We start from the raw sequence: 23,866 nt of genomic DNA on the forward strand, positions 1-23,866 counted from the left end.
CCGCCGTCGGTTCCGGGCCACTTCGCGTCCGCGGCGAGAACCGCAGCGGACACCCACGCCATCGACAGCCCCGGGGAAGCCGCGTTCGCTTCCGGTTCCGGGCGTCGTCCGGGTCAGCTCGGCGGCTCGGACTCCTCGAACAGCTCTTCCGCCCGCGCGACCGTCCCGGCCCGCTCCAGCCAGTCGCCGAGGCGGTCGAGATCGGTGCAGCCGGTGATGCGTTCACGTGCGACGTCGGAGACGGGGATGCCGCGTACCTCCAGCACGCGCAGAACCCCCTTGGCCTCGCCCCGGGCCTCGCCCCGGGCCTCACCCCGGGACTCGCCCTGGGCTTCTCCCTTGGCCACGCCTTCGAGGTAAGCCGTCTCGCGGACTGTGCCTCGGCCGGGGAAGTAGCTGACGAAACTCACGATGTCTCTCCATTTGTCTCCGGCTGGGGTGTTCCCCAGGTTCACTTCCAGGAACTCGTAGACGTAGTCGGCAGTCTCCTTCGGCATCTGCGGAAGGGCGTCGCCCAGCGCCTCCAGTATGGCGTCGATGTGGGTGCTACGGGCGTGCGCGAGAGCGGCGAGCGCCGCCAGCGCGGGCTTCCTCTCGACGGTCCTCCGGTCGGTGATCACCGGAAGGTTGTCCGGCCCGACGGCCAGGGGGTACGTCCGCTGGGCCGTCCAGCCGCGGGCACCGCAGGCGAAGGGGCCGGACGCCCACTTGGCCGTGGCCGCGTCCTCGCAGACCACGAGCAGCAGGAGCGGCAGACCGTACTTCGACTGGAGGTAGGCGACGTAGTAGGCCCAGCTTGCCTCCTTGCGCTCGTCCCGCGCCCTCTGTGCCTCGATGGCCAGCAGGAAGTCCTGTCCGTCCGACGGGCCGACGCGCAGAAGCGTGTCGATACGGCGCTCCAGCGGCTTGTTCTCCGTCACGTCGGGCGTGATGGCGTCCAGGGTCGCCTTCTCGGGCAGGGCGATGCCGAGCACCTCGAAGACGGGGGTGAGGATCTCGGGCCGCTCTTGGAAGATGCGGTGCAAGCCCTCATGCGCTGATGTGACCATGTGCGCACCCTGATGGATCAACGACCGGGGCTTGCGGCGGATCGGGGTGCGTTCACCCTTTCGGGAGCAGCAAAAACGTTCCCGTTGGTCGATGGCCCGCCCGCCCAGCCGGCGAGGGCGTGGCCCACATCTGCCAATCGTTCACCCGGAGGACTCCGCGCAGGCCTCGTTTCCGCGCGTCGACGTTCGACGGGCGGGGTGATGGGCGGATCTGGGCCGGCCGGCCCCTCCCCGATCAGGTGTCGTAGCGGCCGTTCCAAGGCGGTCCGAACCCCAGCCGGTCCGGGTAGAGCTCGGCCCAGGGGCCGTCCTCGTCGGTCTCGTCGTCCTCCGTCACCAGGCCGAAGCGGACGCCGTCCACGGCGAGCTGAAAGGGGCGGATCGCGATGTCCGTGTACGTGGGGTGCGCGAGGCCGGTCAGGAGCTTCGCCAGGTGGGCCTCCGCGCGGGCCAGGACCGAGTGCTCGCCCTCCGGGTCACGCTGCTGTTCGGCCCACGTGCCCGCGCACCAGATCTCCGAGTCGCGGTGACGGCCTTCGGCGTCGAAGGTGTGGAGCACGGCGTAGAGGCGCTTGCGCTCCTCCCAGCCGTCGTCGGGACGGAAGCCTTCGGGGAAGGCGTACGTGATCGAGGCCAGGAACTGACCGTCCGCGTAGCGGCCGATGGTCGCGGTGCGGTGGTCGGGTTCGTGGGCGATCGGGATGACGTCGGGAACTGCCATGGCGGAACCTTACGGGTATGTCGTGGCCATGCCGCTCACGGGTGCGCGTAGGCGGACGCACCGCTTCCGGGGGCCCGGCGGCAGGCCCGGCCGGCGTTGTGCGACGGTGGACCGTGAGTGTCGGCCCGCTCACCGCGCGTCCAGCCGACGCGGCTGAGTGGACCGACAGTGGGTCAGGGGGGCACGGGATGGGCAGGTTTCGGGGCGTATGGGGCCGGTTCCGCGACTGGCGGACCGGCACCGCGTACCCCGAGGGAGGCGTCACGCCGTCGTCGGACGCGGACGTGCGCGCCGCACTGCGCGCGGTCAACCATCCCGAGAGGCCGTACCGGGTGCGCAACGCCCTCCCCGGCGAGAAGGCCGACCTCGTGGCCGAGTGGCACTCCGTGGAACCCGCCTGGGGCTCCGGGCGCTCCCGCACCCAGGTCGAGCGGAGACTCAGGACCCGGATGCGTCTGGACCCGGCACGCGCAGAGGTACGGGTCTGCGAGGAACTGCACGAGGTGAAGCGGGCCGGGGGACCTCGGGGGCGGGTCGTGGAACGCAAGTGGGGACGCGGGCCCAAGGTGCGGATCGTCTCCTGGCGGGCGCACTACGAGCGCGGACCCGACGGCCGGCGGCAACGGGTCGAGGACTTCCGCTTCGACGCGCGCGACATGCGCAACCCCTTGCAGGCCGCGGTCCTCGACGCGGGATGGACGTGGCGAGGCACGCACAAGCCGTGACGGCCCCGGGCGGCTGGGCGGCTGTTCGACGGTCACGGCGCCACCGGTCGGCCGCGATCAACGCGGCGCGGAGGACGCCCGAGGAGCCGACGCGGTGCCGGACGTGCACACGGTCGGGAAGCTTCTTCGTCTTTCGAAGGCCGGACCGCGTACCGGACCGGCCTCCCACCAGCGGTGTGTCCCGCAGAACGGTCGTCATCGAGTTCAGTACCCCAGGTAGGTGATCTGGACGATGTAGACACGTTCGCTGCGTACGACGACCTGGTATCTGAACATGCCGCCGGGGACGATGACGTCGCCTCCCTTCGGGTCGATGCCCTCGTGGGCCCGGCCGTGAATGTGGACGGCTTCGGCGGCTCTGACCAGCTCGTCCGCCTTCCTCTTCACACCGGCGAGGAAGGCGGCGGGTGCGGTGCGGTGCGGGCGGTTTCCTCCGCACCGAAGGCGTACTCCCACTTCCAGCTCAACCGCGCACTGCTTTCATGGCTTCGTCCAGGACAGCGCTCAGCTCTCGCAGAGCCTCCTCGGCGATGACGGGATTCTCGTGCTCCAGCCTGCTCTGTGCCTGCGCGAAGCGGGAGGACAGAGCAGGTCGTCGGGCGATCTCGATGTCTCGGGCCCAAGTGAGGACCCAGCTCCGCACGGGGCTCAGGGACTGCCACTCCACGGCTTTGGCGAAGGCGTCGTCCTTCGTGGCCTGCATCTCGTCCAGGCGCCCCGGATCGACCACGGCGAGAGCCGTGCGCAGCGCGTCAGGAGTCTGCTCGGGACGCGGGATCAGCTCGTGTCCGTGATCGGCCTGAGTGCTCATGGTGTCCTCCACAGGGTGCCCTGGCCAGGGATCCGGACGGGGCCACGGAGGAGCCGGACCGGGAACCGGGCAGGCCGCGAGCGGCCTGTCACGGTCGGCCCTGTTCAACGAGGGACGGCTCGTCGGTTCCAGCGTCGGGGACACCGGAACCGACACCCCCCGAGGCGCAGCCCTGGCAGCGGTGCGGGCCGGGGACGCGGGTGCCTCGCCCGCTGCGGCCGTGGGCTGGCGTCGGCCCGGCTGGTTGCAGGAGACGGTGCGGGTCACGATCCGGCCGGCCGGAGTGCGTTCGCGGGTGCGGCGCAGGTAGCCGTGGGTCTCCAGCTCGCGCAGCGCGGCGGCGATCCGGGTCGGGCCCTCGGGGAAGCGGGCGGCGAGGGTCTTGATGCCGATGGGGGCGCCGGTCGGGAGCGACTGGATGTGGCAGGCCAGTCCGATCGCCAGCAGGGAGAGGTCCGGGTGCTGGGCGAGGTGGTTGCCGATCACCGTGAAGCGGGTGGTGTGACGGGCGTTGTCGTGGGTGACGCCACCGGGGTGCCCCTTCGCGCGGGCGCGGTGGGAGGGGTGGTTTTTCCCGCTGTTACGGGACTGGGCGTGCGGGCGCACGCTAGGGTTTTGGGTGTCCATCGGGAAGGTGCTTGCTTCCTTGGTGGTCAGGCCCTCGCAGTGGGATGCCAGTCCCGGCGAGGGCCGTTTGCGTGTCTGGGGTTGTTCGTGCCGTGTCGTGCTGCGCTGAGCGTAGGGCAGGCAACCCGTCGCATATGCAGCCCACTTGGTGATGTTCACTCGCGCGAGTGAGTGTGCGCCGTGGGCGGGAGGGGTGGGGCTTGGTGGGGGTTCTTTCTCCCCGGTGGGTCCTTGGGAAAGACGTCCGACGGCACCGGAACACACGCGGTCGGGTTCCGGTGCCGGTGTCGTTTCCGCTGATCAGGCTCTCGGTAGATCGAGTTCCGCCCATACGGTCTTGCGGGGGACCGGTCCGAGGTCCACGCCCCAGCGGTCGGCGAGGGCCTCGACGAGGAGCAGGCCGCGTCCGGACTCGGCGTTGGTGGCGGGTACGCGACGGCGCGGGAGGTCGTCACCGCGGGTGTCCGTGACCTCGACGCGGAGGGTCGCGCCGTCGGTCAGGAGAGCGAGACGGAAGTCGCGTCCGGTGAGCCGGCCGTGCGTGGCCGCGTTGGTGGCGAGTTCGGCGACGAGGTGTTCGGCGGCCTCGGTGACGCGGTGGGGCAGGTCCCGGTCGCGCGTCCAGTCCACGGCGAGCAGCCGGGCGAGGCGGGCGCCGCGGGGCGTGGGTGACAGGAGCACGCTGAAGTGGTCGGCGGGCCGCAGAAGTTGGGTGGACTTTTCGCTGTTCACGTGACCGAGAGTGGCCGCGCGTGCTGACCGTGAACAGTGACAGCGCTGATACGTAGGGTGACTGTCCGGAGCTTGTCGGCCGCTGTCCGGACCGTCGGAAACAGGCCTACGGGTAAGGGCGTCACGGCACGGCGGTACGACAGAGGGGTGCGGTATGTCGGTGGACGGCGAGGCGGTACGACTCCGGACCGAGACGGACGAGCCGGGGTGGGAAGTGGACCCGGACGACGAGTGGGGCGTGGCCGTCATCGCCACGGTGGGACGGCAGTTGCGGCTGCGCAGAGAGGCGGTCGGGATGCGGGCCGCCGACTTCGCGGTGGCGGTCGGGTACGGGGAGGACCTGGTCTACAAGGTCGAGGGCGGTAAGCGGATTCCCCGTCAGGAGTACCTGGACAAGGCCGACGAGGTGCTGGGCGCGGGCGGGCTCGTCGCGGCGGCCTGGGAGGACGTGAAGAAGGTCCGGTATCCGAAGAAGGTTCGGGAACTGGCTCAGGTTGAGGCAAGGGCTGTGGAGATCAGTTTGTACGTGTGCCACAGCATCAGTGGACTCTTGCAGACTCCGGAGCACGCCAGGGCGGCCTTCGAGTCGCGTCAGCCTCCCTACTCCGAGGGCGAGGTAGAGCGAATGGTGGCCGCTCGTGTGGCCCGACAGTCGATCGTCAGCAGGAAATCGGCTCCCGTGCTCAGCTTCGTCTTGGAGGAAGCGCCGCTGAGTCGTCCTCTCGGGGGCACAATGGTGTGGCGACAGCAGCTCGAACACTTGCTGGAGGTGAGCGAGTTGCGGAACGTCACGCTTCAGGTGATGCCGACACGCTGTGAGGTCCATCCGGGCCTGGACGGCAGGATCGAGCTGCTGAAGTTCGAGGACGGCACGGCGGTGGGGCGCGCCGATGGTGCCTTCTGCGGACGACCGACCTCTGACCCGAGGCAGCTGCGCATCCTGGAACTGCGCTATGGCGCCATCCGGGCGCAGGCTCTCCCACCCCGGGAGTCGCTGGCCTTCATCGAGCAACTGCTGGGAGACACATGATCCGCAATGCCTCCGCCGGGGACGCCTCCGAACTGGCGTGGTTCAAGAGCAGCTACAGCGACGGCAATGAAGGAGACTCCTGCGTCGAGCTTGCTCTCGCACCCGGCACAGTGCACGTCCGGGACTCCAAGAACACAGAAGGTCCCCGCATCACCTTCGCCCCGGGCGTATGGGCGGCCTTCGTTCCGTACGCCTCGGAGTCATGAGCATGCGGCCCCCCGTCGGGGATGCTTCTGCTCTGGCGTGGTTCAAGAGCAGCTACAGCAGCGGCAACGACGGCAACTCCTGCGTCGAGCTTGCTCTCACCCCCGGCACCGTGCACGTCCGCGACTCCAAGAACGTCGACGGTCCCCGACTCGCGCTGACGCCCGGCGCGTGGGCGGACTTCGTGACGTACACCGCCGGGAGCTGACACCGGTACGGCGCCCCGCCCCCCTCGGTCGTCACGGGGGGCGGCAGGTCACAGCCCTGACTGTTCCCGCTCTGCGAGGACGTCGAAGTCCAGGAAGGCGTCCGCGTTCTCCTGGAGTCGGCGCAAGGCGCGCGCCCGGCCCTCGGTGCTGATCGCGGACGCGATGGTCAACGCCCGGTCGATGGTCTCCCGCGTCGTCCGAGTGCCGAGCCGGCGCTGTGCCAAGGCGAGTTTGTCGTCGTCGATGTCGACCAGGGTCTTGGACATGGGACCTCCCACGAGCGACGATCCATAGATCGTCATCGACGATATATCGAATCGCGCCCCTCGCCTGCCGAGCCGGACGGACCTGCCCGGCCGGTCGGGCACGCAGCACAGAGGTCCGGAAACGGATGTTTCCGGACCTCTGGTCGTGTGTGACGCGTCCTACGCGGTCGGCTTCTCCTCAAGGCGGGGGAAGAGGACCGCGCCCTTCGTGACCGTGGAGCCGGTGGGCAGCAGGCCCCAGGTACCGGCCTCCTGCACGTTCTGGCCCGCGAGGGCGCCGAGGCCGGCCTCCGCGCCGAGGGAGTCCCAGAGCTTGGCGGAGGTCTCCGGCATGATCGGGTTGAGAAGAACCGCCACCGCGCGCAGGGACTCCGCGGCCGTGTAGAGGATGGTCGCCAGGCGGGCCTTGCCCTCGTCCGAGGCGTCCTTGGCCACCTTCCACGGTTCCTGCTCCGTGATGTAGCCGTTGACCTGCTTCACGAAGTCGAAGACCGCCAGGATGCCGCCCTGGAAGTCGAGCTCCTCGCCGATACGGCGGTCCGCCTCCGTGACAGCCTTCGCCAGGCCGTCGTGGATCGCCTGCTCCGCGTCACCGTGGGCCGCCGACGCCGGCAGCTCGCCGCCGAAGTACTTGCCGACCATCGCGGCCACGCGGGACGCCAGGTTGCCGTAGTCGTTCGCCAGCTCGCTGGTGTAGCGGGCCGAGAAGTCCTCCCAGGAGAAGGAGCCGTCCTGGCCGAAGGCGATGGCCCGCAGGAAGTACCAGCGGTACGCGTCCACACCGAAGTGCGAGGTCAGGTCCTGCGGCTTGATGCCGGTCAGGTTGGACTTGCTCATCTTCTCGCCGCCGACCATCAGCCAGCCGTTCGCGGCGATCTTCCCGGGCAGGGGCAGGCCCTGTGCCATCAGCATCGCCGGCCAGATGATCGCGTGGAAGCGGAGGATGTCCTTGCCGACCAGGTGGACGTCGGCGGGGAACGTCGACTCGAACTTCTCGGGATTCTCGTTGTAGCCGACCGCCGTCGCGTAGTTCAGCAGCGCGTCGACCCACACGTAGATGACGTGCTTGTCGTCCCAGGGAACCGGCACGCCCCAGTCGAACGTCGAGCGGGAGATGGAGAGGTCCTGCAGACCCTGGCGGACGAAGTTCAGGACCTCGTTGCGCGCGGACTCGGGCTGGATGAAGCCCGGGTTGGCCTCGTAGTGGGCGAGGAGCTTCTCGCCGTACTCACTCAGCTTGAAGAAGTAGTTCTCCTCGCTGAGGATCTCCACCGGCTTCTTGTGGATCGGGCACAGCTTCTGGTCCGCGTACTGGCCCTCGCCGTCGAGCAGCTCGCCGGGGAGCTTGTACTCCTCGCAGCCCACGCAGTACGGGCCCTCGTAGCCGCCCTTGTAGATCTCTCCCTTGTCGTACAGGTCCTGCACGAACTCCTGGACGCGGTCGGTGTGCCGCTTCTGCGTGGTGCGGATGAAGTCGTCGTTCGCGATGTCGAGGTGCTCCCACAGGGGCTTCCAGGCCTCGGTGACGAGCTTGTCGGCCCAGGCCTGCGGGGTGACCCCGTTCGCCTCGGCCGTACGCATGATCTTCTGACCGTGCTCGTCCGTGCCGGTGAGGTACCACACCTTCTCGCCGCGCTGGCGGTGCCAGCGGGTGAGCACGTCGCCTGCGACGGTCGTATAGGCGTGGCCCAGGTGAGGAGCGTCGTTGACGTAGTAGATGGGGGTCGAGACGTAGTACGCCTTCGCCCCCTGCTTCTCTGATCCAGTGGCCGCCATGGTCGAAATCCTACTGGTCCCGGACAGGTCGGCTCACACGCGTTTCGGGGGGCGGACGGGTTTCCCGTCCGCCCCCCGAGGGAGGAGTGAGGCGATGGCTACGGGCGCCAGGACGCCAGTACGCCCTCGTAGACCTCCGTGTCCGTGAGCTCGCGCGGGGTCTCGCCGGCCAGGAAGTGCGCCGTGTTGCCCGTCTTCAGCTTGCGGATGTAGTCGAACGCCTTCGCCTCCGGGTCGCCGAAAGCGACGAACGAGAAGAAGACGGACGGGTGACTCTCGGCCGCCGCCGTGAGCGCCTGGGTCGCCGGGGTCTTGGCGTCCGGGGCGCCGTCCGTCTGGAAGAGCACCAGCGCCGGGTCGGTGGCGCCGGACTTCCCGTAGTGGGCCAGGACCTCCTCGACGGCCGCGTGATAGCTGGTACGGCCCATCCGGCCGAGGCCGGTGTGCAGCTCGTCGATCCTGTTCTCGTGCTCGGCGAGGGTCAGCTCACCGGTGCCGTCCAGCTCCGTGGAGAAGAAGACGACGTGCACGCTCGCCTCGGGGTCCAGGTGAGCGGCCAGCGCGAGGGCCTGCTCGCCGAGCGCCTGGGCGGAGCCGTCCTTGTAGTACGGGCGCATGGACGCGGAGCGGTCCAGGACCAGGTACACCTTCGCGCGGGTACCGGTCAGCTCCTTCTTCTTGAGGACCGCGCCCGCCGCCTTGTAGGCGGTGACCAGTCCGGGCGCGCCGGACTTCACCCGGGCGAGGGAGAGGGCGGAGGCGGAGGCGGAGGTGGAGGAGGCCTCAGCCTCAGGGGTCGCCTCGGGCTCCGGGGCGGCGGCGGGGGCCTCGGCCTTGGGGGCCGCTTCCGGCTCCGGGGCCGCTTCGGGCTCGGGGGCGGGGGCCTCAGCCTCGGGGGCCGCCTCCGCCTCGGCGGCGGGGGCCTCGGCTTCCGGCTTCGCCTCCGGCTCGCTGGGGGCCTTCGCCTCCGGCTCGGCGACGGCTGCCTCGGCCTCGGCCTCCGCCACCGGCTCCGCCGCGCTCTCGGTCACCGGCTCCGCCACCGGGTCCTCCGCCGCGACGGGGTCCACCGGGTCCGGCTCCGCCGACGCGGCCTCCGGAGCCACCGTCTCCGGAGTCGCCGAGGCCGGAGTCGCCGTCTCCGGAGCCACCGTCTCCGGAGTCGCCGAGGCCGGGGTCGAAACCGAAGCCTCCGTCGGCTCGGCCTTCTCCGTCTCCGGCTGCTCCGTCCGCTTCGTCTCCGGAGTCGCCGTCGTCAGTGGCTCGGAGTGTTCCGGGCGTGGCTTCGGGACCGTCACGTTGTCGAACGCCGCCGAGACCAGGTCGTCCACGACGGACGGCTCGGGCTCGCGGGCCGGGCCGGGTACCTGTGCGGTCGGCCGGGCGGCCGGTTCCGGTTCCGGAGCCGATGCCGCCGGTGACTCTGCGGGCGTGTCCTTCGCTGTCGGCGGCTCGGCCGGCTCGGGTGCCGGTGCCGGAACCGCCGCTTCCGGCGCCTCCCGCGAGGGCTCGACGTCGGCGTCACGTCCCTTGCGTGAGCGGCCGAACGCATTCCGCAGGAGAGTGAGAATGCCCATGTGCGCAACCCTTCGCGTGCGTTGATGCCCGTTCGATCCCTGGCCAGGACGGACACGTAAGGTTATCGGCCTCGGTGGGCGGTCCCGGTCAGCGGCGGTGGCCGTGGGCGGTGGGCGTCCAGGTCGGCAGACCCGGACACCCCGGCGGCATCGCGAGGCAAAAATAGGTACTGCGGTACGAGCGGGGCAAGCCGTCTCAGTGCGCGGGCGCCAGGTCTCCCGTCGCGCCCAGTTCCAGCCACTCCCGGTACGCCGGTGACTGGCGGGCCGCTTCCCAGTAGGCGGCGGCGAGTTCGGGGTGGACCGCGTCGAGGGCCGGCTCCGTGCGGGCGGCGAGAAGCAGCCGTACGCCGAGTGGGTCACCCTCTATACGCCGTACCACCGCTTCGGAGCGGGACGGGGAGCTCGGCTGGCAGACGGTGACGACCTCGCCGGTCGCGACGAGGGAGGCCGCGGTGTGATAGTCACCGTGCAGTACTCGGGGGTTGATTCCGGCCAGCCGCAGGACCCGGTGGACCGCGTCCCACTCGCCGTCCACCGTAGGGTCCACCATCCAGCGGTCCTCGGCCAGATCGGACAGCCGCACCACGCTCCGGTCGGCGGCCGGATGGTCGGCGGGCAGGGAGACGAACTGCGGCTCGCGTTCGAGCAGGACCCGGACGCGCAGGCCCTCCGGGACGCGCAGCGGACAGCCCTCCACCTCGTGCACGAAGGCGACGTCGAGCTGACCGTCGGCGACCATCCGCAGCAGGGCGTTCGCGGAGACGTCCATCTGGAGGATCGGTTCCTGCTGACGGGCGCGCAGCCGGCGCAGCCAGCCGGCGAGGGCACCACTCGCGGTGGAGCCGATCCGGAGCTGGGGGCCGTCGGCGACGGCGGCCCGCGCCTCGGCGACCAGGGCGTGCATATCGGCCACCAGCGGCCGGGCGCGTCCGAGGACGACCCGCCCCAGCGGGGTCGGCCGGCAGCCGGTGCGCTCACGCAGGAAGAGCGCGCCGCCGAGCTCCTGCTCGATGCGGCGCAGCTGGGTGCTCAACGAGGGCTGGGCCATGCCGAGCTGGCGGGCGGCCCGGTGCAGGCTGCCGGTTTCGGCTATGGCGCACAGTGCGCGGAGGTGCCTCACCTCGAGCTCCATGTCTGCGGAGCCTAAGGCGGAAGTTCATCTTTCACCAGACGCACAAACCCCCTCCGAAACGGGCGAGTTGGCCACCGGGTGAACGGCGGGAGGACGGGGGATAGCCCCGCGCTATCGCCGGTTGCCATCATCACAGGCGCCGCACAGGGCATCGACACTCACCGGTGACGACTTCCACCCCCCACCCGAGGAGTCATCGTGAGACTTTCCCTGCCCGTGTCCAAGGCCGTCCTGGCGACCGCTGTCGGCATCGGCCTGACGGCCACCGCGTTCGGCGCGGCCCCGGCCACGGCGGCCCCGGCGCACGACCGCACGGCCGCGACCGCAGGTGCGGCGTACGCGAACTACCAGGGCTCCGCCGAGGAGGCCAGAGCCAACGAGGCGTTCTTCGAGGCGGTCGTGAAGTCCGTCGCGGAGAAGCGCGCGGCGAACCCGGACGCCGCGTCCGTCACCGTCGTCTACAACGCGTCCAGCGCCCCGTCGTTCGCCTCGGTGATAGCCCGCAGCGCCCAGATATGGAACAGCTCGGTGTCGAACGTGAAGCTCGCCTCGGGCTCCAACGCCGACTTCAGGTACTACGAGGGCAACGACTCGCGGGGTTCGTACGCCTCCACCGACGGCCACGGCCGCGGCTACGTCTTCCTCGACTACGCGCAGAACCGGCAGTACAACTCCACCCGTGTCACGGCCCACGAGACCGGTCACGTGCTCGGGCTGCCCGACCACTACTCGGGCCCCTGCAGTGAGCTGATGTCGGGCGGCGGTCCCGGCACGTCCTGCACCAACGCGTACCCGAACTCGACCGAGCGCTCCAAGGTGAACCGGCTCTGGGCGAACGGCTTCGCCAAGGCCCTCGACAAGGCCCTGGCCAAGACGGCCCGCTAGGCCCCCCGGAAACGGCCCGCCAGAGGGCCTACGGCAAAGACGGCCCGCCGGCGGGGCGAGACCTCCCCCGCCGGCGGCGCACTCCCCGGCTCCGTCGCCGGTTCCGCCCCCACCCCCCACAGGTTCCCCGGGCGGAACCGCCGGCCTGCCCCACCCCCCACACGCGGCGCGGGCCGTCCTCCTGCACGGGACGGCCCGCACCGTTGTCCCCGGGCCCGGACGGGCGCGGGTCTCAGCCGCGCCGGTGCAGGGTGACGTCGACGATCAGCGCGCGGTGGCCGCTGCCCGCGATGCGGACGAAGGAGGCCCGGTTCGCGGAGAAGTCCCGCGAGACGAGCACGTGGTCGATCTGGGCGCCGAGCGCGGGCGCGGTCCTGGCGGGCCAGCTCGGGGCGCGGGCCTGGCCGGCCAGACGGGCGCCGTCGTTCAGTCCGGCGTCGAGGACGCGGCGGAACGCGGCGTGGTCCTGCGAGGCGTTGAAGTCCCCGGCGAGGACGGTCGGCTCGTCGCTCGCGGCGGCGTAGTCGCGCAGCGCGCCGAGTTCCCCGCGCCACGCGCCGAGCCGTCCGGGCAGCGGCGGCACGGGATGCGCGAGCTGCAGCCGTACGGCGTGACCGTTCACGTCGGCGACGGCGCCCGGCATGCCCAGCGTCCCGGGGACGCCGGCGGCGGCCCTCAGCGGGTAGCGGCTGAGGATGACGGAGCCCTTCGGCCCGCCCGCCTCGGCGGCCCGCCGGTACGGGAGGTCCCGCTCGCCGAAGGCGTCCTCCAGGGCGGACAGGCATCCGTCGTCGCACTCCTGCACGAACACGATGTCGGGCCGCTCCCGGCGGATCACGTGCACCAGGGCATCGGCGCCCCGGCCCAGCCGCACGTCGGACGTCATCACCCGCAGCTCGGCGAGCGGTGCCCCGGTGGGGGCGCTGATCCTGCCGTACGGCTCGATGAACCAGGCGATCGCCCCGAGTGCCAGGACCCCCCACACCAGGCCGACCCGCCAGCGGGCGAGGAAGGCGAACAGCAGGGCGAGTCCGGTGGGCGCGAGCAGCCAGGGCAGGAAGGCCAGCAGTTGCGGGACGGGGGTGACGCCGTCGCTGTCGGCGGCCCGGAAGCCGACGACCGCGCTCACCCCTGCCAGCAGCAGTCCCGCGCACCAGGCGGCCCCGGGGGAGCGCAGAGTGCGCCCTCCCGCGCCCTCCCGCGCCGCCGTCCGCTCAGCCGTGGCAGTTCCCAAGGCCCCGCCCCCCGTTCGTGTCCGTCCGTTCCGTGGCGTGCTCCCGGGGTCCTACCCGAAGGACGCACGCCGAGTCCGGACGGACCCCGGACCGGGCTTCAGACGACCGGGTGCCTGCCCGGGCCGTGGGCCAGGGCCCAGATGACGAAGGCGCCGAGGGCGATGGCGACGATCGACCAGACCGGGGCGTACGGCAGGAACATGAAGTACTCGATGACGAAGAGCACGGTCAGGCCGATGCCGACGCCCCGGGCCCAGTCGGCGCCCTTGAGGACGAAGTAACCGGTGACGGCGAGCAGGACGCCGATGACCAGGTGGATCCAGCCCCAGGCGGTGAGGCTGAACTCGTACACGTAGCTGCCGATGCGCGCGTACACGTCGTTCGTGGCGATCGCCGCGATGCCGTTGAGGATGCCGAGGATGCCGCCGACCAGCATCATCACACCGGCGAAGACGGTGCCGCTCGTCGCCCACGGGGACTCCTCGGTGCCGGGGCGGGGACGGGATGTCGACGAGGTCTGGCTGGCGGGCCGTTCCGGAGTGTGCCGGTTCATGGGGCCTCCTCGTGTCGGGCAGGTCACCCACAGGGTCACCCGGGGCCCCGCGGGCTGCGCGCGGACAGGGCCGAACGGGTGACGTCCGCCGAGCCCCGGCCCGCCCGCCGGTCGGACGGAGGGGTCCGTCCGCCCGCCGGTCAGGCGGAGGCGTCCACACGGGAGAGGAATTCCGCGAGCGCTCCGTCGAACTCGGCGGGACGCTCCAGGTTCGGCAGATGCGCGGCCGAGTCGATCACCCGGAGGGTGGAGTCGGGGAGCGCGGCGTGCATCGCCTCGGCGTCGGCGACCGGTGTGTACGTGTCGTCGGCACCCACGACGACCAGCGCGGGGACGGTGACGCGGGTGAGCAGTTCCCGGTAGTCGGGGCGCTCCGCCCGGCCGCGCAGGGCGGCGGCCGCGCCCTCGGGGGGTGCGCCGGTCATCATCCGGCGCACGTGCGCGGCGACGTCCGCGTCGGCGTACGGCGCGACCATGTCGAACAGCACCTCGTCGGCGTATCCGCGCATGCCCTCGCGCAGGAGGCGGTCGGCCATGTCGTTGCGGGACTTCCTGCCGGCCGGGGTCTCGGCGGCGGGGAAGGTGTCGGCGAGGACCAGGCCCCGGACGCGCTCCGGGAACTGCCGGTAGCACTCCATGGCGATCTGGCCGCCCATGGAGAGCCCGGCGAGGACGAAGCGGTCCACACCGAGGGCGTCGAGGAGCGCCGCGATGTCCTCGGCGAACGTCGCCAGCGGGGTGACGCCGGGCACGACCGGTGAGGCGCCGTAGCCGCGCAGGTCGGGGGCGACGACCCGGCGGGTGGGCGAGAAGGCGGCGATCTGGGGGTCCCACATCGTGCGGTCGAAGGGGTGGCCGTGGATCAGGACGAGGGGCGGCACGCTCGCGCCGGTGTCCCCTTTGTCCTCGTACGAGAGGAAGGGTGCCATGGCCACGACCCTAGGCGCGGCCAACTCCTCGGTGCAATAAGATCTTTGCCCTCGGTGCAATGCCGGGCAGGTGGACGGACGGGCCGACGGAACAGGCGGGTGGGGGACGGGTGTGAGCGACTACCGGCGGATCGCCGACCGGATCGGCGCCGACATCGCGGCGGGACGGCTCCGCCCCGGCGAACGGCTGCCCACGCAACGGGCGTTCGCGCGCAGGACCGGCGTCGCCGCGTCGACCGCCGGACGCGTCTACGCCGAACTGGTGCGGCGCGGGCTGGTGGTCGGCGAGGTCGGCCGCGGCACGTTCGTCCGGGCGTCCCCGGTGCCCACGGGCCGCGCGCTCGCCGAACCCGCGACCACCGCACCGGTCAACCTGGAACTCAACTACCCCACAGCGCCGGGCCAGTCCGAGCTGCTGGCCGCCTCGCTCGCCCCGCTGCTGCGCCCCGACGTACTCGGCCGGGCGCTGCGCCCCGCCCCGGCCACGGGCACCGCCGAGGCCCGCGAGACGACCGCGGACCTGCTCGCCACCCCCGGCTGGCGGCCCGCTCCGGACCGGGTGCTCTTCGCCGGGAACGGCCGCCAGGCCATCGCGGGCGCCCTCGCCTCACTGGTCCGTCCGGGCGGCCGCATCGGCGTCGAATCGCTGACGTATCCGCTGGTCAAGGAGGTCGTGGCGCGGCTGGGCGGCACGCTGGTGCCGCTCGCGACGGACGGCGAGGGCCTGCGCCCCGACGCGGTCGCGGCCGCCCACCGCACCGCGCCCCTCTCGGCCCTCTACGTCCAGCCGACCCTGCACAACCCGACGTCCGTGACGGCCGGCGAGGGGCGGCGGCGTGAACTGGCCGACGTCGTGAGGCGGCTGGACCTGCCCGTGGTCGAAGACCGCATCTGGTCCTTCCTGCACGAGGGCCTCGACCCCCTCGCCGCGTACGCCCCCGGGCACGTCCACGTCGTCGACGGCCTCTCCAAGCGGGTGGCGCCCGGACTGACGGCCGGTTTCCTCGTCGTGCCCGAGGGGCGGACGGAGGCGGTCGCCGCCGCGCTGCGCTCCGGCGGCTGGAGTGCGAGCGGCTTCGCCCTCCAGGCGGCGGTGCGCTGGACGCAGGACGGCACGGTCGCCCGGCTGGTCGCCGCGAAGCGGGAGGACGCCGGGCTGCGGCAGGGGCTGGTCGCCGAGCACCTCGGCGGCTTCGCCGTCCGGTCCGACCCGCGCGCCTACTACGCCTGGTGGGAGCTGCCCGCGCCGTGGCGGGCCGACACGTTCGCGGCGGCGGCCGCCGAGCGCGGGATCGCGCTGACCCCGGGCCCGGCGTTCGCGAGCGCGCCCGCCGCGGGGGTGACGCCCCCGCGTCCGGTGGAGACCGGCGGGGCCGCCGACTCCGTCAGGCTCGGACTCGCGTCGGCTCCGCCGCGGGCGCTGTCGGCGGCTCTGCGGACGCTCGCCGACGTCGCGCGATCCGGCCCGTGAGCCAGGCGCCGAGAGCGACCGTCAGGCCGAGGGCCGTCAGCAGCCAGGAGACGGTGCGCAGGGTCGCCGTCAGCGTGTCGTAGACGGCGCCCGCGGCCGTCCGGGACACGTCGGGCGGCAGATCGGCCAGGACCAGCCGCCGGCACACGGCGACGGCGAGGGCGAGCAGCGCCGCGCCCAGCGCCGTGCCCAGTCCGGTCGACAGCACCGCGCGGCGGCGGCACACCGCGACGAGGATGCCCGCCACCGCCAGCACGACGGCCGCGACGGGCAGCCAGAAACGGGCGATCTCCAGCACGTGGAACCCCTTCCGGAGCCGGGTCAGGTCCCGCGGCCCGAGGACCGTGACCTCGGTGTGCTCGACGGGGATGCGGTGGGCGAACGGCACGTGGTCGCGGGTCAGCCGGACCTTCACCTGCTCGGTGACCGGCGCCAGGTCGACGGTCACCGCCGAGTCGTCGTCGCTGCGCAGCGCCCGCATCACCGCGTCGTGCGCCGCCGTGTTCGCCGTCTCCCAGGCGGCCCGGAACGCCGGGGTGCCGGTGAAGGAGCGCACCGCGTCGCGTACGAAGGTGTGGACCGCGTCGCGCATCCGGGGACGGACGTCGACCTCGCGCATGATGCCGTCGGTGACGGCCGCCGCGATGGCGTCCCGCACGTCCCGGTCGGAGGCGAGCGGCGCCACCGTCGCCTCGTAGCGGTCGGCGTCCCCGAGCCCGTAGGTCGCCCAGACCGAGAACACGCCGAGCGGCGCGAGCAGGCAGGCGAGGGTGATCAGCGTGGCGGACAGGACACCCCGGACTCGATGGGACACCCTTCCAGGCAAGGGCCCGCCGGTGCGGTCCGCGAGCGCTGGGCCCCGATAAGACTGCACATGGGTGTATATGACAAGCCGTACGGGGGCCGGTCCGCCTGGATCCGGCCCCCGTACGGGCTGAGCGCCCCGTACGGTCCGAGAGCCCGTACGGGGCGGGGCCGCGCGGGGTCAGCCCTCGCGGTGCGGCGAGTAGTGACCCTGGGCGTCCTCGTGCGTGTAGAACCGGTAGAACGCCGTGACGTAGACACACGCCGCGATGATCAGCGACAGGATGACGACGCTCAGCATGGTCGGGCCCGCCTGGTACCAGAGGAACCCGAAGGCCACGCCCGAGAAGAGGGCCCAGACGAGCGCGTGCGTCTCGCGCCGCAGCCGGGGGGCCACCGCCCGCACGGCCGCGTACGCGGCCATGAAGACGAGCGCGGTCACGAAACCGAAGAGCACGTTCCAGCCGGTGACGACGCCGCTGCCGCCCCGGGCGTTGGCCGCCGCCCAGCAGCCGTACGCCAGTCCGAGCGCCACCGGAGCCGCCCACTTCGCGGCGGTGTGGGCGCGGCCCTCCAGGATGTCCGGCGGGCGCCGGTCACCGGCCGGGCCGGGCCCGCGGGTGGTTCGCGGAGTCCGTGGAGCTCCTGAAGCGGGTGCCGCGTGAGCCATGGGAGCACTCCTCTCTCCTCGCCCCTGCCTACCAGCGCACACCGCGCGCCGACGCCTGGCAAGTCGGGATGCGGGCCCCGCGGCACCGTGTTTCGCTGAATCCCATGAGGCTCGTACGGGCCGAGGCCGCGCACTGACACGGCCGTCGGCGGCCGACGGCACGAGGGACGCGCGAGGGGCGGCGGTACGTGGCCAGGCGAGGCGCGAGGAGCGGTACGCCGTGAACGGCGGCCGCCGGTCCGGCCGGTGGTCCGTGCCGGACCGGATTCCGGGCGCCCGCAGGAGGCCGCCCGGCACCGGGCAGCAAGTGCTGCGGGTGCGCGGCCGCAGCATCGCCTGGATCCCGCCGCTGCTCCTGCTCGTCGGCATCGCGGCGCTCGACATGAACACCTCCGGCGAGTTCCGGATCATCTCGTGGATCGTGCTCGTGCCCGGCATCGCTGCGGCGCTGTGCGGGGTGTGGGGCACGGTGGCGTTCGCCGTCCTCGGCCTCCTCACGTACGTCGAGGTGGACACGGCCTGGGAGCACCAGTACCAGACCGGTCTGCCCGACTTCATCCTGGTCCTCGTCGGCGGTCTCCTCGCCGTACTGGCCTGCGTCGTCCGGATCAGGGGCGAGCGGCACGCCCTGCACATGCGGGACATCGTCGAGACCACCCGGCGCACGGTGCTGCGCACGCTGCCGCCGGGCTGGGGCGGCCTCGACCACGCGGCCGTCTATCTGACCGCCGACGTCCAGGCCCGCGTCGGCGGCGACTTCTACGACATCCAGCCGGGCCCGTACGGCACGCGCGTCCTCCTCGGGGACATCCAGGGCAAGGGGCTCGGCGCGGTGGAGGCGGCGTCCGCCCTGCTCGGATCGTTCCGCGAGGCGGCCTACCGCGAGGAGGACCTGTCCGTGGTCGCCGACCGGCTGGAGGTCAGGATGCTCCGGCACGTCCGGTACTGCGCGGCGATGGGCATCACCGACGCGCCGCGGTTCGCCACCGGCGTGCTGGTGGGGTTCCGGGACGCCGACCCGGACTCCGTCGAGATGATCAACTTCGGTCACGAACCGCCGCTCGTGGTCGGCGCCGACGGAGTGCGTCCCGTCCCGCCGGGCCACGGGCTGCCGCTGGGCCTCGGCGACCTGGAGGCCGATCCGCCGCCCGTGCTGCGCGCGCCGCTCGCCCGGGGAGAGACGCTGCTGCTGGTCACCGACGGGGTGACCGAGGCGCGGGACGCCGACGGCGTCTTCTTCCCGCTGCGGGAGTGGGTCGCCGTGTCCGTCGCCGCGGACCCGCGCACCGCCGAGCCGCAGCGGCTGGTCCGGTTCGTGCGGGACGGCACCCTGCGGCACTGCGGAGGACGGCTCGGCGACGACACGGCGATCTTCGCGGTGCGCCGGTCGGCCGCCGGTGGCGCCGTCACCAACCTGTGAACAGCAGATGGTTGAGGAGCAGCGCGAGCGCCGCCTGGGCGGCCAGCCAGGCCCGGGGCGCCGACAGGAACGCCCCGGCGGGCAGCAGCCAGAGGGCGAACGGCAGCCAGATCCGCTCCGTCTCCGCCTTGCTCATCCCGGACAGGTCGGCCGCGAGCACGGTGCACAGCGCGGCGGCCACGAGCAGCGCGAGCCGGGCGTCGGGAACCTCCGGGCGGCCCCGGAGGCCCCCGCGGAGCCGGGAAAGCCGGACCGGCCACGGCCCAGAAGCCCGCACCGGCCCGCCGGCGCCCCCGGACCGGCCGCCGGTGCCCCCGGCCGGGGCTCGGCCCGCAGACGGGGCGCCGGCCGCACCCGGGACGGTGCCCAGGCCCGGGACCGGGGCCGTGCTCGTCGCCGCCCCGCCGCCGCCCGGGGGCGCCGTCATCGTGGCCGCCGCCACGGGGACGCTTCGGGCGGGGGCACCGTCGGGCGCGGCACCGGAGCCGGGGCCGGGACCGGAGCCGGGGCCGGAGCCGGGGCCGGTGCGGGCCGCTCGTACCAGCGTCTCCCCCGCCCGCCGCAGGCCCGCCGCGGTGGCCACGCCCACCACGAGGACCGTGCACGCGGGGTTCGCCCACACCCAGTAGCCGTACGGGCGGATGCCCCCCGCGCCCTGGTAGTAGCGCTCGACCAGCAGGTGGTAGGCCTCCCACCAGTCGAAGCCGAGCAGGGTGAAGACGGCCGGGACGACGGCGAACCCCGCCGCCACGTACGGCAGGGGCCGCAGACGGGCGCGGCCCAGCAGCAGCACCGCCCCGGCGACGAGCGCGATCAGCGTCAGCCCGTACGACAGGTAGAGGGCCAGCCCGAACAGCAGACCGGAGGCGAGTCCGGCCGTACGGGGCGAGCGTCCGGTGACCGCCAGCGCCAGCAGGGCGAGCGCCCAGGCGGCGACCGCCGCGAAGTACCCGTCCGCCGAGGTGCCCGCCCACACCGCCGCCGGGGCCAGGACCAGGAAGGGCGCCGCCCGCCGGGCCACGGCCTCCCCGGCCAGCGCCCGCAGCGCGACGAGCACGGCCGCGCCCGCCGACGCCCCGACGGTGACGCACCAGGCCCCGGCCCACGCCCCGCCGCCCAGCCCGGCCCGGTCGAGCAGGACGAAGGTGACGGTCGCCCCCGGCGGATGCCCGGCGACGTGCGCGGGCCAGTGGCCGGGGGAGCCGATCAGGATGTGGTGGGTGAAGTCCCGCAGCGTGCCGGGGATGTCCTGGAAGCGGTCGATGACCTGGAGGTACTCGTACTTGGTGGTGAGCCGGTCCGCGACCCCGCGCCGCCAGCCGTCCACGAGCGCGAGCGACCAGGTCCAGGCCGCCGCCGTGCCCCACGCGGCGGTGAGCAGCGCGCGCCAGGGCAGCCGGGCGGCGAGGACGGGACCGTAGGCGACGACGGCGACGGCCACGGCGAGCGCGGCCGGGGTGCCGGGGCCGAGGTGCGGATCCCAGCGGGCGTACAGCGGCGGCCAGTTGACGTGCAGGGTGCCGTCGTCGCGCTCGATGGCACGGCCGGCCACGACGGCCGTGCCGACGAGCAGGGCCGCGGCGGCGACGGCGGCCAGGTCACGGAGGAGAGGGCGGGTCACATCCGCACGCTAGGTCCGGTTCGCCCAGGCGGCCGACATCCCGGGCCCGACGTCAGCGTTTCGTCATGGGTCGCCACCCCTTTCGCGGGGGTCGCCCGGCCTACGGTCGGCTCATGCGCGACCAACGGCTCCCCACCTCCCCCGGCTTCTGGCGCAGTCCGCTGCGCGGCGCCTGGTTCACCTCCGTGCTCGGCCTGGTGCTGCTCGCCGGGATCACGGTGCTGTTCGTGACCGGGCTCCTGTCGTACGCGGCCTACAACCCGGACCTGTCCCCGGTGAACGACAAGACCCCGGACAAGGGCCTCCTCGGCTTCTACCTCTTCTCCTGGCCCACCGACCCGCCGTGGCTGTACCGCCTCACCCAGGGCGTCCACGTCACCCTCGGCCTCGTCCTGATCCCCGTCCTCCTCGCGAAGCTCTGGTCGGTGGTGCCGAAGCTGTTCACGCTGCCCCCGGCCCGCTCGCTCGCGCACGCGCTGGAACGCGTCTCGCTGCTCCTGCTGGTCGGCGGCGCGCTGTTCGAGTTCACGACGGGCGTCCTGAACGTGCAGCTCGACTACGTCTTCCCGGGCTCCTTCTACCCGCTGCACTTCTACGGTGCCTGGGTGTTCTTCGCCGCGTTCGTGGCCCACGCGGTGCTGCGGGTGCCGACGGCGCTGCGCACCGTGCGGCGGATGCGGGAGGACCGGGCGGCGGAGGACCGGGCGCCCGAGGGACGGCGGGGTGCGGAGGGGTTGGGCGAGGAGCCGGGGGCGGGGGACCGGCCGCGCGGGGCGCGGGCGCGGGAGGCGGCCGAGCTGGCGTCCCCGGACCCCGACGCGCCCACCGTCTCCCGGCGCGGGGCGCTCGGCCTGGTCGGCGGCGCCTCGCTGCTGCTGCTCGTCACCACGGCGGGGCGGAACTTCGACGGGCCGCTGCGGCAGACGGCCGTGCTCGCCCCGCACGGCGGCCCCGAGCCGGGCACCGGGCCCGCCGGGTTCCAGATCAACAAGACGGCGGCCTCGCGCGGCGTCCGCCCGGCGGACACGACCGAGGAGGCGTGGCGGCTGGTCGTCGAGGGCCCCGCCGGGACCGTACGGCTCAGCCGTGCCGAGCTGCTGGCGATGGAGCTGCACAGCTCGTCGCTGCCCATCGCCTGCGTGGAGGGCTGGTCGACGGCCGACCAGTGGTGGCGGGGGGTGCGGCTGCGGGACCTGGCCGCGCTGGCCGGCCACGGCGAGGCGCCCGACGTGCTGGTGGAGTCCCTGCAGCCGCACGGCGCCTTCCGCCGGGGCGCGCTGCGCGCCAACCAGGTGCGCGACCCGCGTTCCCTGCTCGTCCTGTTCGCCAACGGCGAGCCCCTGTCCCTCGACCACGGCTACCCGGCCCGCGTGATCGTCCCGGCGGCGCCCGGCGTGCTCAACACCAAGTGGGTGGCCCGGATGACGTTCGGAGACCTGTGATGCGACCTCGCCCCCTCGCCGGCCCCCGCCCCGGCGCCCGCGCCCCGCGCGACCTGCGCCGGTACGTGGGAAGCCCGCCGCAGATCCTCCTGCTGGCCTGCTCCTTCGCGCTCGCGGCGTACGCCGGGGTGCGGCTGCTCGCGGGGGACTGGTTCGGCGTGGCGGTGTGGTTCGTGGGAGCCGCGCTCCTGCACGACCTGGTGCTGCTCCCGCTGTACGCGGCGCTGGACCGGGCGGTGACGGGGGCGCTGGGCAGGGCGGGACGCCGGGAGCGGGTGCTGTACGTCCGGGTCCCGGCGGCGCTGTCCGGCCTCCTGCTGCTGGTGTGGTTCCCGCTGATCAGCGGGCAGGTGGCGGACCACTACGCGGCGGCCACGGGCCTGACGGGCGTGGATTTCCTGGCCCGGTGGCTGCTGATCACGGCGGTGCTGTTCGGAGGGTCGGCGGCACTGCTGATGCTGCGGTCGGTACGGGCGCGGCGGGCGGCGGGGGCGGCCCGGCGGTAGGAGCGAACGCGGCGGCTGCCGCGGCGGGTTCAGCCGCGGCCGCCACCCCTGCTGCCGCCGCCACCCCTGCCGCCGACGCCACGGCCCTCGCTTCGGGTGCGCAGGGCGGCGAAGGAGCGGTTGCCGGCGGTCCACTGGTCCGTGGTGTGCCAGCCCGCGCGGCGGGCGTCCCTCAGCAGCGCCGGGGTCCCGAGCCGGGCCCAGGGGAACGGGGCGCCGGTGCTGCCGCGCGCGTCCTGGACCCGGACGTGGACGCGCTCGTCGACGTCGGCCGGGACGGTCTCGGCGATCAGCAGCCCGCCCGGGGCGAGCAGCCGGGAGACCCGTCGCAGCAGGGCGCGCGGGTCCCCGCCGATGCCGAGGTTGCCGTCGATGAGCAGGGCGGTGCCCCAGCGGCCCTCGCCGGGGACCGGTTCGAAGACGGAGCGCCGCAACGCCTGCCCGCCGAGCCGTACGGTGCGTTCGACGGCGGCCTCGCTGACGTCGATGCCCAGCGCACGCCGTCCCTGCGCGGCCAGCGCGGCGACCAGCCGCCCGGGGCCGCAGCCCACGTCCAGCACGGCCCCCTCGCAGCGGCGCAGCACGTCGAGGTCCACGGCGTCGGCCTCCGCGCACCAGCGTTCGATGTCCAGCGGGAGCAGCCGGCCGTCGGGGCGGCGCAGATGGAGCGGACCGCGTCCGGCGCGCAGGGCGTCGGCGTACGGGTCGGCGCACCACGGGAGCGCGGAGCCCTCCGGAGAAGGCGCGGCGTCCTCGGCGGGCGCGGTGGCCCCGTGGGCGGGACCGGTGGCGGTGGTGGAGGGGGCTGCGGCGGGGAGGCCGTCGGTGGCGGTGGTCATCGGCCGGCGGCCACCGTCAGCCGGGCCAGTTCCGCCGCGAACCGCCCGTGCGGGGCGGCCTCGGCGGCCCGTTCCGCGTCGGGCGCCGTGTCGACGTCCCGCAGCCGCGGCAGATCGCGGACGCGCAGTCCGGCGGCGGTGAGCCGTCCGCGCTGGACCGCGCCGGTGGCGGCCGTGGACATCGGGACCCCGCGCAGCAGTTCCGGGTCGGGGTCCGCGAGGCCGAGGGCCCAGAAGCCGCCGTCGTCGGCGGGCCCGAAGTACGCGTCGCAGTCCCGCCAGTCGACGGTGAGGTGGCCGGGGGTCACCTGGGGGGTGTCCATCCCGATGAGCAGGGCGGGGCCGTCGCAGCCGGCGAACGCGGCGGCGAGCCGCTCGTCGAGGCCGCCTCCGCACTGCGGTACGACGTCGAAGCCGGGCGGCAGCCAGGGCCCCGGCGCCCCGTCCAGCACCAGCACCCGCCGCCGCGCGGGGGCGGCGAGCACGGCGTCCAGGGTGTCCGCGAGCGCGGCCTCGGCCAGCGCGGCCGCCTCCTCGGGGCGGAACGGCGGCGTCAGCCGGGTCTTCACCCGCCCCGGGCGCGGCTCCTTGGCGATGACGAGGAGCGTCGTGGTCACCGTCGTCGTCGC

At 73.4% G+C, this 23,866-nt stretch carries 26 protein-coding genes and 1 pseudogene; 9 read left to right on the plus strand and 18 right to left on the minus strand.

What is annotated here, in order from left to right:
* Positions 1-113: 113 nt before the first annotated feature.
* Both ACFY93_RS14530 and ACFY93_RS14535 read right to left on the minus strand, forming a co-directional pair.
* Positions 114-1,049 carry a hypothetical protein gene (locus ACFY93_RS14530; RefSeq protein ID WP_391357812.1) on the minus strand — a complete coding sequence of 312 codons (936 nt, stop codon included), beginning with the start codon at positions 1,047-1,049 and terminating at the stop codon, positions 114-116.
* A 235-nt stretch (positions 1,050-1,284) separates the two neighbouring features.
* Positions 1,285-1,770: a hypothetical protein gene (locus ACFY93_RS14535; RefSeq protein ID WP_391357814.1), complete on the minus strand. Its 486-nt coding sequence runs from the start codon at positions 1,768-1,770 to the stop codon at positions 1,285-1,287.
* Positions 1,771-1,958: 188 nt separating this feature from the next.
* On the opposite strand from ACFY93_RS14535, the gene ACFY93_RS14540 reads away from it, so the two are divergent.
* Complete coding sequence (locus ACFY93_RS14540) at positions 1,959-2,495, plus strand: hypothetical protein (RefSeq protein ID WP_391357817.1); 537 nt, start codon at positions 1,959-1,961, stop codon at positions 2,493-2,495.
* Between the two features lie 204 nt (positions 2,496-2,699).
* Here the strand turns inward: ACFY93_RS14540 and ACFY93_RS14545 are convergent, their stop codons facing one another.
* The 4 genes and pseudogenes from ACFY93_RS14545 to ACFY93_RS14560 all read right to left on the minus strand — a co-directional run bounded on the left by ACFY93_RS14545 (position 2,700) and on the right by ACFY93_RS14560 (position 4,665).
* The gene (locus tag ACFY93_RS14545; RefSeq protein ID WP_391357820.1) at positions 2,700-2,882 is read right to left on the minus strand and encodes a hypothetical protein; all 183 of its coding nucleotides are present in this window, start codon (positions 2,880-2,882) and stop codon (positions 2,700-2,702) included.
* 76 nt (positions 2,883-2,958) lie between these two features.
* Positions 2,959-3,306 (minus strand): hypothetical protein, encoded by a 348-nt coding sequence (locus ACFY93_RS14550; protein WP_391358029.1) that lies wholly within the window; start codon positions 3,304-3,306, stop codon positions 2,959-2,961.
* Between the two features lie 45 nt (positions 3,307-3,351).
* Positions 3,352-3,933, minus strand: a pseudogene (locus ACFY93_RS14555) (helix-turn-helix domain-containing protein); the annotation flags it as partial.
* Between the two features lie 300 nt (positions 3,934-4,233).
* Entirely contained in the window at positions 4,234-4,665 is a 432-nt protein-coding gene (locus tag ACFY93_RS14560; RefSeq protein WP_391357822.1) for an ATP-binding protein, read from the minus strand.
* A gap of 154 nt (positions 4,666-4,819) precedes the next feature.
* On the opposite strand from ACFY93_RS14560, the gene ACFY93_RS14565 reads away from it, so the two are divergent.
* The 3 genes from ACFY93_RS14565 to ACFY93_RS14575 are packed head-to-tail and all read left to right on the plus strand — an operon-like array spanning position 4,820 to position 6,107.
* Positions 4,820-5,695, plus strand: a complete 876-nt coding sequence (locus ACFY93_RS14565) for a Scr1 family TA system antitoxin-like transcriptional regulator (protein WP_391357824.1) — start codon at positions 4,820-4,822, stop codon at positions 5,693-5,695.
* Entirely contained in the window at positions 5,692-5,901 is a 210-nt protein-coding gene (locus ACFY93_RS14570; protein WP_391357826.1) for a DUF397 domain-containing protein, read from the plus strand. Before ACFY93_RS14565 ends, ACFY93_RS14570 begins: the two co-directional genes overlap by 4 nt.
* Positions 5,898-6,107 carry a DUF397 domain-containing protein gene (locus ACFY93_RS14575; RefSeq protein ID WP_391357829.1) on the plus strand — a complete coding sequence of 70 codons (210 nt, stop codon included), beginning with the start codon at positions 5,898-5,900 and terminating at the stop codon, positions 6,105-6,107. Before ACFY93_RS14570 ends, ACFY93_RS14575 begins: the two co-directional genes overlap by 4 nt.
* Before the next feature lie 48 nt (positions 6,108-6,155).
* On the opposite strand, the gene ACFY93_RS14580 is transcribed toward ACFY93_RS14575, so the two are convergent.
* From ACFY93_RS14580 to ACFY93_RS14595, 4 genes are all read right to left on the minus strand, one after another.
* Positions 6,156-6,374, minus strand: a complete 219-nt coding sequence (locus ACFY93_RS14580; RefSeq protein ID WP_391357832.1) for a type II toxin-antitoxin system VapB family antitoxin — start codon at positions 6,372-6,374, stop codon at positions 6,156-6,158.
* Positions 6,375-6,533: 159 nt separating this feature from the next.
* Complete coding sequence (gene metG / locus ACFY93_RS14585; RefSeq protein WP_391357835.1) at positions 6,534-8,150, minus strand: methionine--tRNA ligase; 1,617 nt, start codon at positions 8,148-8,150, stop codon at positions 6,534-6,536.
* A 98-nt stretch (positions 8,151-8,248) separates the two neighbouring features.
* Complete coding sequence (locus ACFY93_RS14590; RefSeq protein WP_391357838.1) at positions 8,249-9,727, minus strand: VWA domain-containing protein; 1,479 nt, start codon at positions 9,725-9,727, stop codon at positions 8,249-8,251.
* A 196-nt stretch (positions 9,728-9,923) separates the two neighbouring features.
* The gene (locus ACFY93_RS14595; RefSeq protein WP_391357841.1) at positions 9,924-10,862 is read right to left on the minus strand and encodes a LysR substrate-binding domain-containing protein; all 939 of its coding nucleotides are present in this window, start codon (positions 10,860-10,862) and stop codon (positions 9,924-9,926) included.
* 198 nt (positions 10,863-11,060) lie between these two features.
* Between ACFY93_RS14595 and snpA the strand changes: the two genes are divergently transcribed.
* On the plus strand, positions 11,061-11,747 hold the full coding sequence (snpA, locus tag ACFY93_RS14600) for a snapalysin (protein WP_391357843.1): 687 nt from the start codon (positions 11,061-11,063) through the stop codon (positions 11,745-11,747).
* Positions 11,748-11,979: 232 nt separating this feature from the next.
* On the opposite strand, the gene ACFY93_RS14605 is transcribed toward snpA, so the two are convergent.
* The 3 genes from ACFY93_RS14605 to ACFY93_RS14615 all read right to left on the minus strand — a co-directional run bounded on the left by ACFY93_RS14605 (position 11,980) and on the right by ACFY93_RS14615 (position 14,464).
* The gene (locus ACFY93_RS14605; RefSeq protein WP_391357846.1) at positions 11,980-12,981 is read right to left on the minus strand and encodes an endonuclease/exonuclease/phosphatase family protein; all 1,002 of its coding nucleotides are present in this window, start codon (positions 12,979-12,981) and stop codon (positions 11,980-11,982) included.
* Between the two features lie 98 nt (positions 12,982-13,079).
* Positions 13,080-13,535 (minus strand): hypothetical protein, encoded by a 456-nt coding sequence (locus ACFY93_RS14610; protein ID WP_391357847.1) that lies wholly within the window; start codon positions 13,533-13,535, stop codon positions 13,080-13,082.
* Positions 13,536-13,675: 140 nt separating this feature from the next.
* A complete protein-coding gene (locus tag ACFY93_RS14615; RefSeq protein ID WP_391357850.1) occupies positions 13,676-14,464 on the minus strand; it encodes an alpha/beta fold hydrolase in 789 nt (262 codons plus the stop codon).
* Between the two features lie 112 nt (positions 14,465-14,576).
* Here ACFY93_RS14615 and ACFY93_RS14620 point away from each other — a divergent pair, with 112 nt between their 5' ends.
* A complete protein-coding gene (locus tag ACFY93_RS14620) occupies positions 14,577-15,935 on the plus strand; it encodes an aminotransferase class I/II-fold pyridoxal phosphate-dependent enzyme (RefSeq protein ID WP_391357853.1) in 1,359 nt (452 codons plus the stop codon).
* Here the strand turns inward: ACFY93_RS14620 and ACFY93_RS14625 are convergent.
* Positions 15,850-16,749, minus strand: coding sequence for a hypothetical protein (locus tag ACFY93_RS14625; protein ID WP_391357856.1), 900 nt, complete (start codon positions 16,747-16,749; stop codon positions 15,850-15,852). The two genes, ACFY93_RS14620 and ACFY93_RS14625, sit on opposite strands and share 86 nt — an antisense overlap.
* A gap of 171 nt (positions 16,750-16,920) precedes the next feature.
* Positions 16,921-17,409, minus strand: a complete 489-nt coding sequence (locus ACFY93_RS14630; RefSeq protein ID WP_391357859.1) for a hypothetical protein — start codon at positions 17,407-17,409, stop codon at positions 16,921-16,923.
* 265 nt (positions 17,410-17,674) lie between these two features.
* Between ACFY93_RS14630 and ACFY93_RS14635 the strand changes: the two genes are divergently transcribed.
* On the plus strand, positions 17,675-18,829 hold the full coding sequence (locus tag ACFY93_RS14635; RefSeq protein WP_391358032.1) for a SpoIIE family protein phosphatase: 1,155 nt from the start codon (positions 17,675-17,677) through the stop codon (positions 18,827-18,829).
* On the opposite strand, the gene ACFY93_RS14640 is transcribed toward ACFY93_RS14635, so the two are convergent.
* A complete protein-coding gene (locus ACFY93_RS14640; RefSeq protein ID WP_391357861.1) occupies positions 18,816-20,450 on the minus strand; it encodes a hypothetical protein in 1,635 nt (544 codons plus the stop codon). The two genes, ACFY93_RS14635 and ACFY93_RS14640, sit on opposite strands and share 14 nt — an antisense overlap.
* A 113-nt stretch (positions 20,451-20,563) precedes the next feature.
* On the opposite strand from ACFY93_RS14640, the gene ACFY93_RS14645 reads away from it, so the two are divergent.
* Positions 20,564-21,892, plus strand: coding sequence for a molybdopterin-dependent oxidoreductase (locus tag ACFY93_RS14645; protein ID WP_391357864.1), 1,329 nt, complete (start codon positions 20,564-20,566; stop codon positions 21,890-21,892).
* Positions 21,892-22,398 (plus strand): hypothetical protein, encoded by a 507-nt coding sequence (locus ACFY93_RS14650; protein WP_391357866.1) that lies wholly within the window; start codon positions 21,892-21,894, stop codon positions 22,396-22,398. Before ACFY93_RS14645 ends, ACFY93_RS14650 begins: the two co-directional genes overlap by 1 nt.
* A gap of 29 nt (positions 22,399-22,427) precedes the next feature.
* Here ACFY93_RS14650 and ACFY93_RS14655 read toward each other — a convergent pair whose 3' ends face one another.
* Positions 22,428-23,237, minus strand: a complete 810-nt coding sequence (locus ACFY93_RS14655; RefSeq protein ID WP_391357869.1) for a methyltransferase domain-containing protein — start codon at positions 23,235-23,237, stop codon at positions 22,428-22,430.
* Positions 23,234-23,854 (minus strand): DUF2064 domain-containing protein, encoded by a 621-nt coding sequence (locus tag ACFY93_RS14660; protein WP_391358035.1) that lies wholly within the window; start codon positions 23,852-23,854, stop codon positions 23,234-23,236. The genes ACFY93_RS14655 and ACFY93_RS14660 overlap by 4 nt, the downstream gene beginning before the upstream one ends.
* Positions 23,855-23,866: the final 12 nt, after the last annotated feature.

Origin of the sequence: Streptomyces sp. NPDC008313 (assembly GCF_042956125.1) — a bacterium.
In the GTDB taxonomy this organism is placed as follows: domain Bacteria; phylum Actinomycetota; class Actinomycetes; order Streptomycetales; family Streptomycetaceae; genus Streptomyces.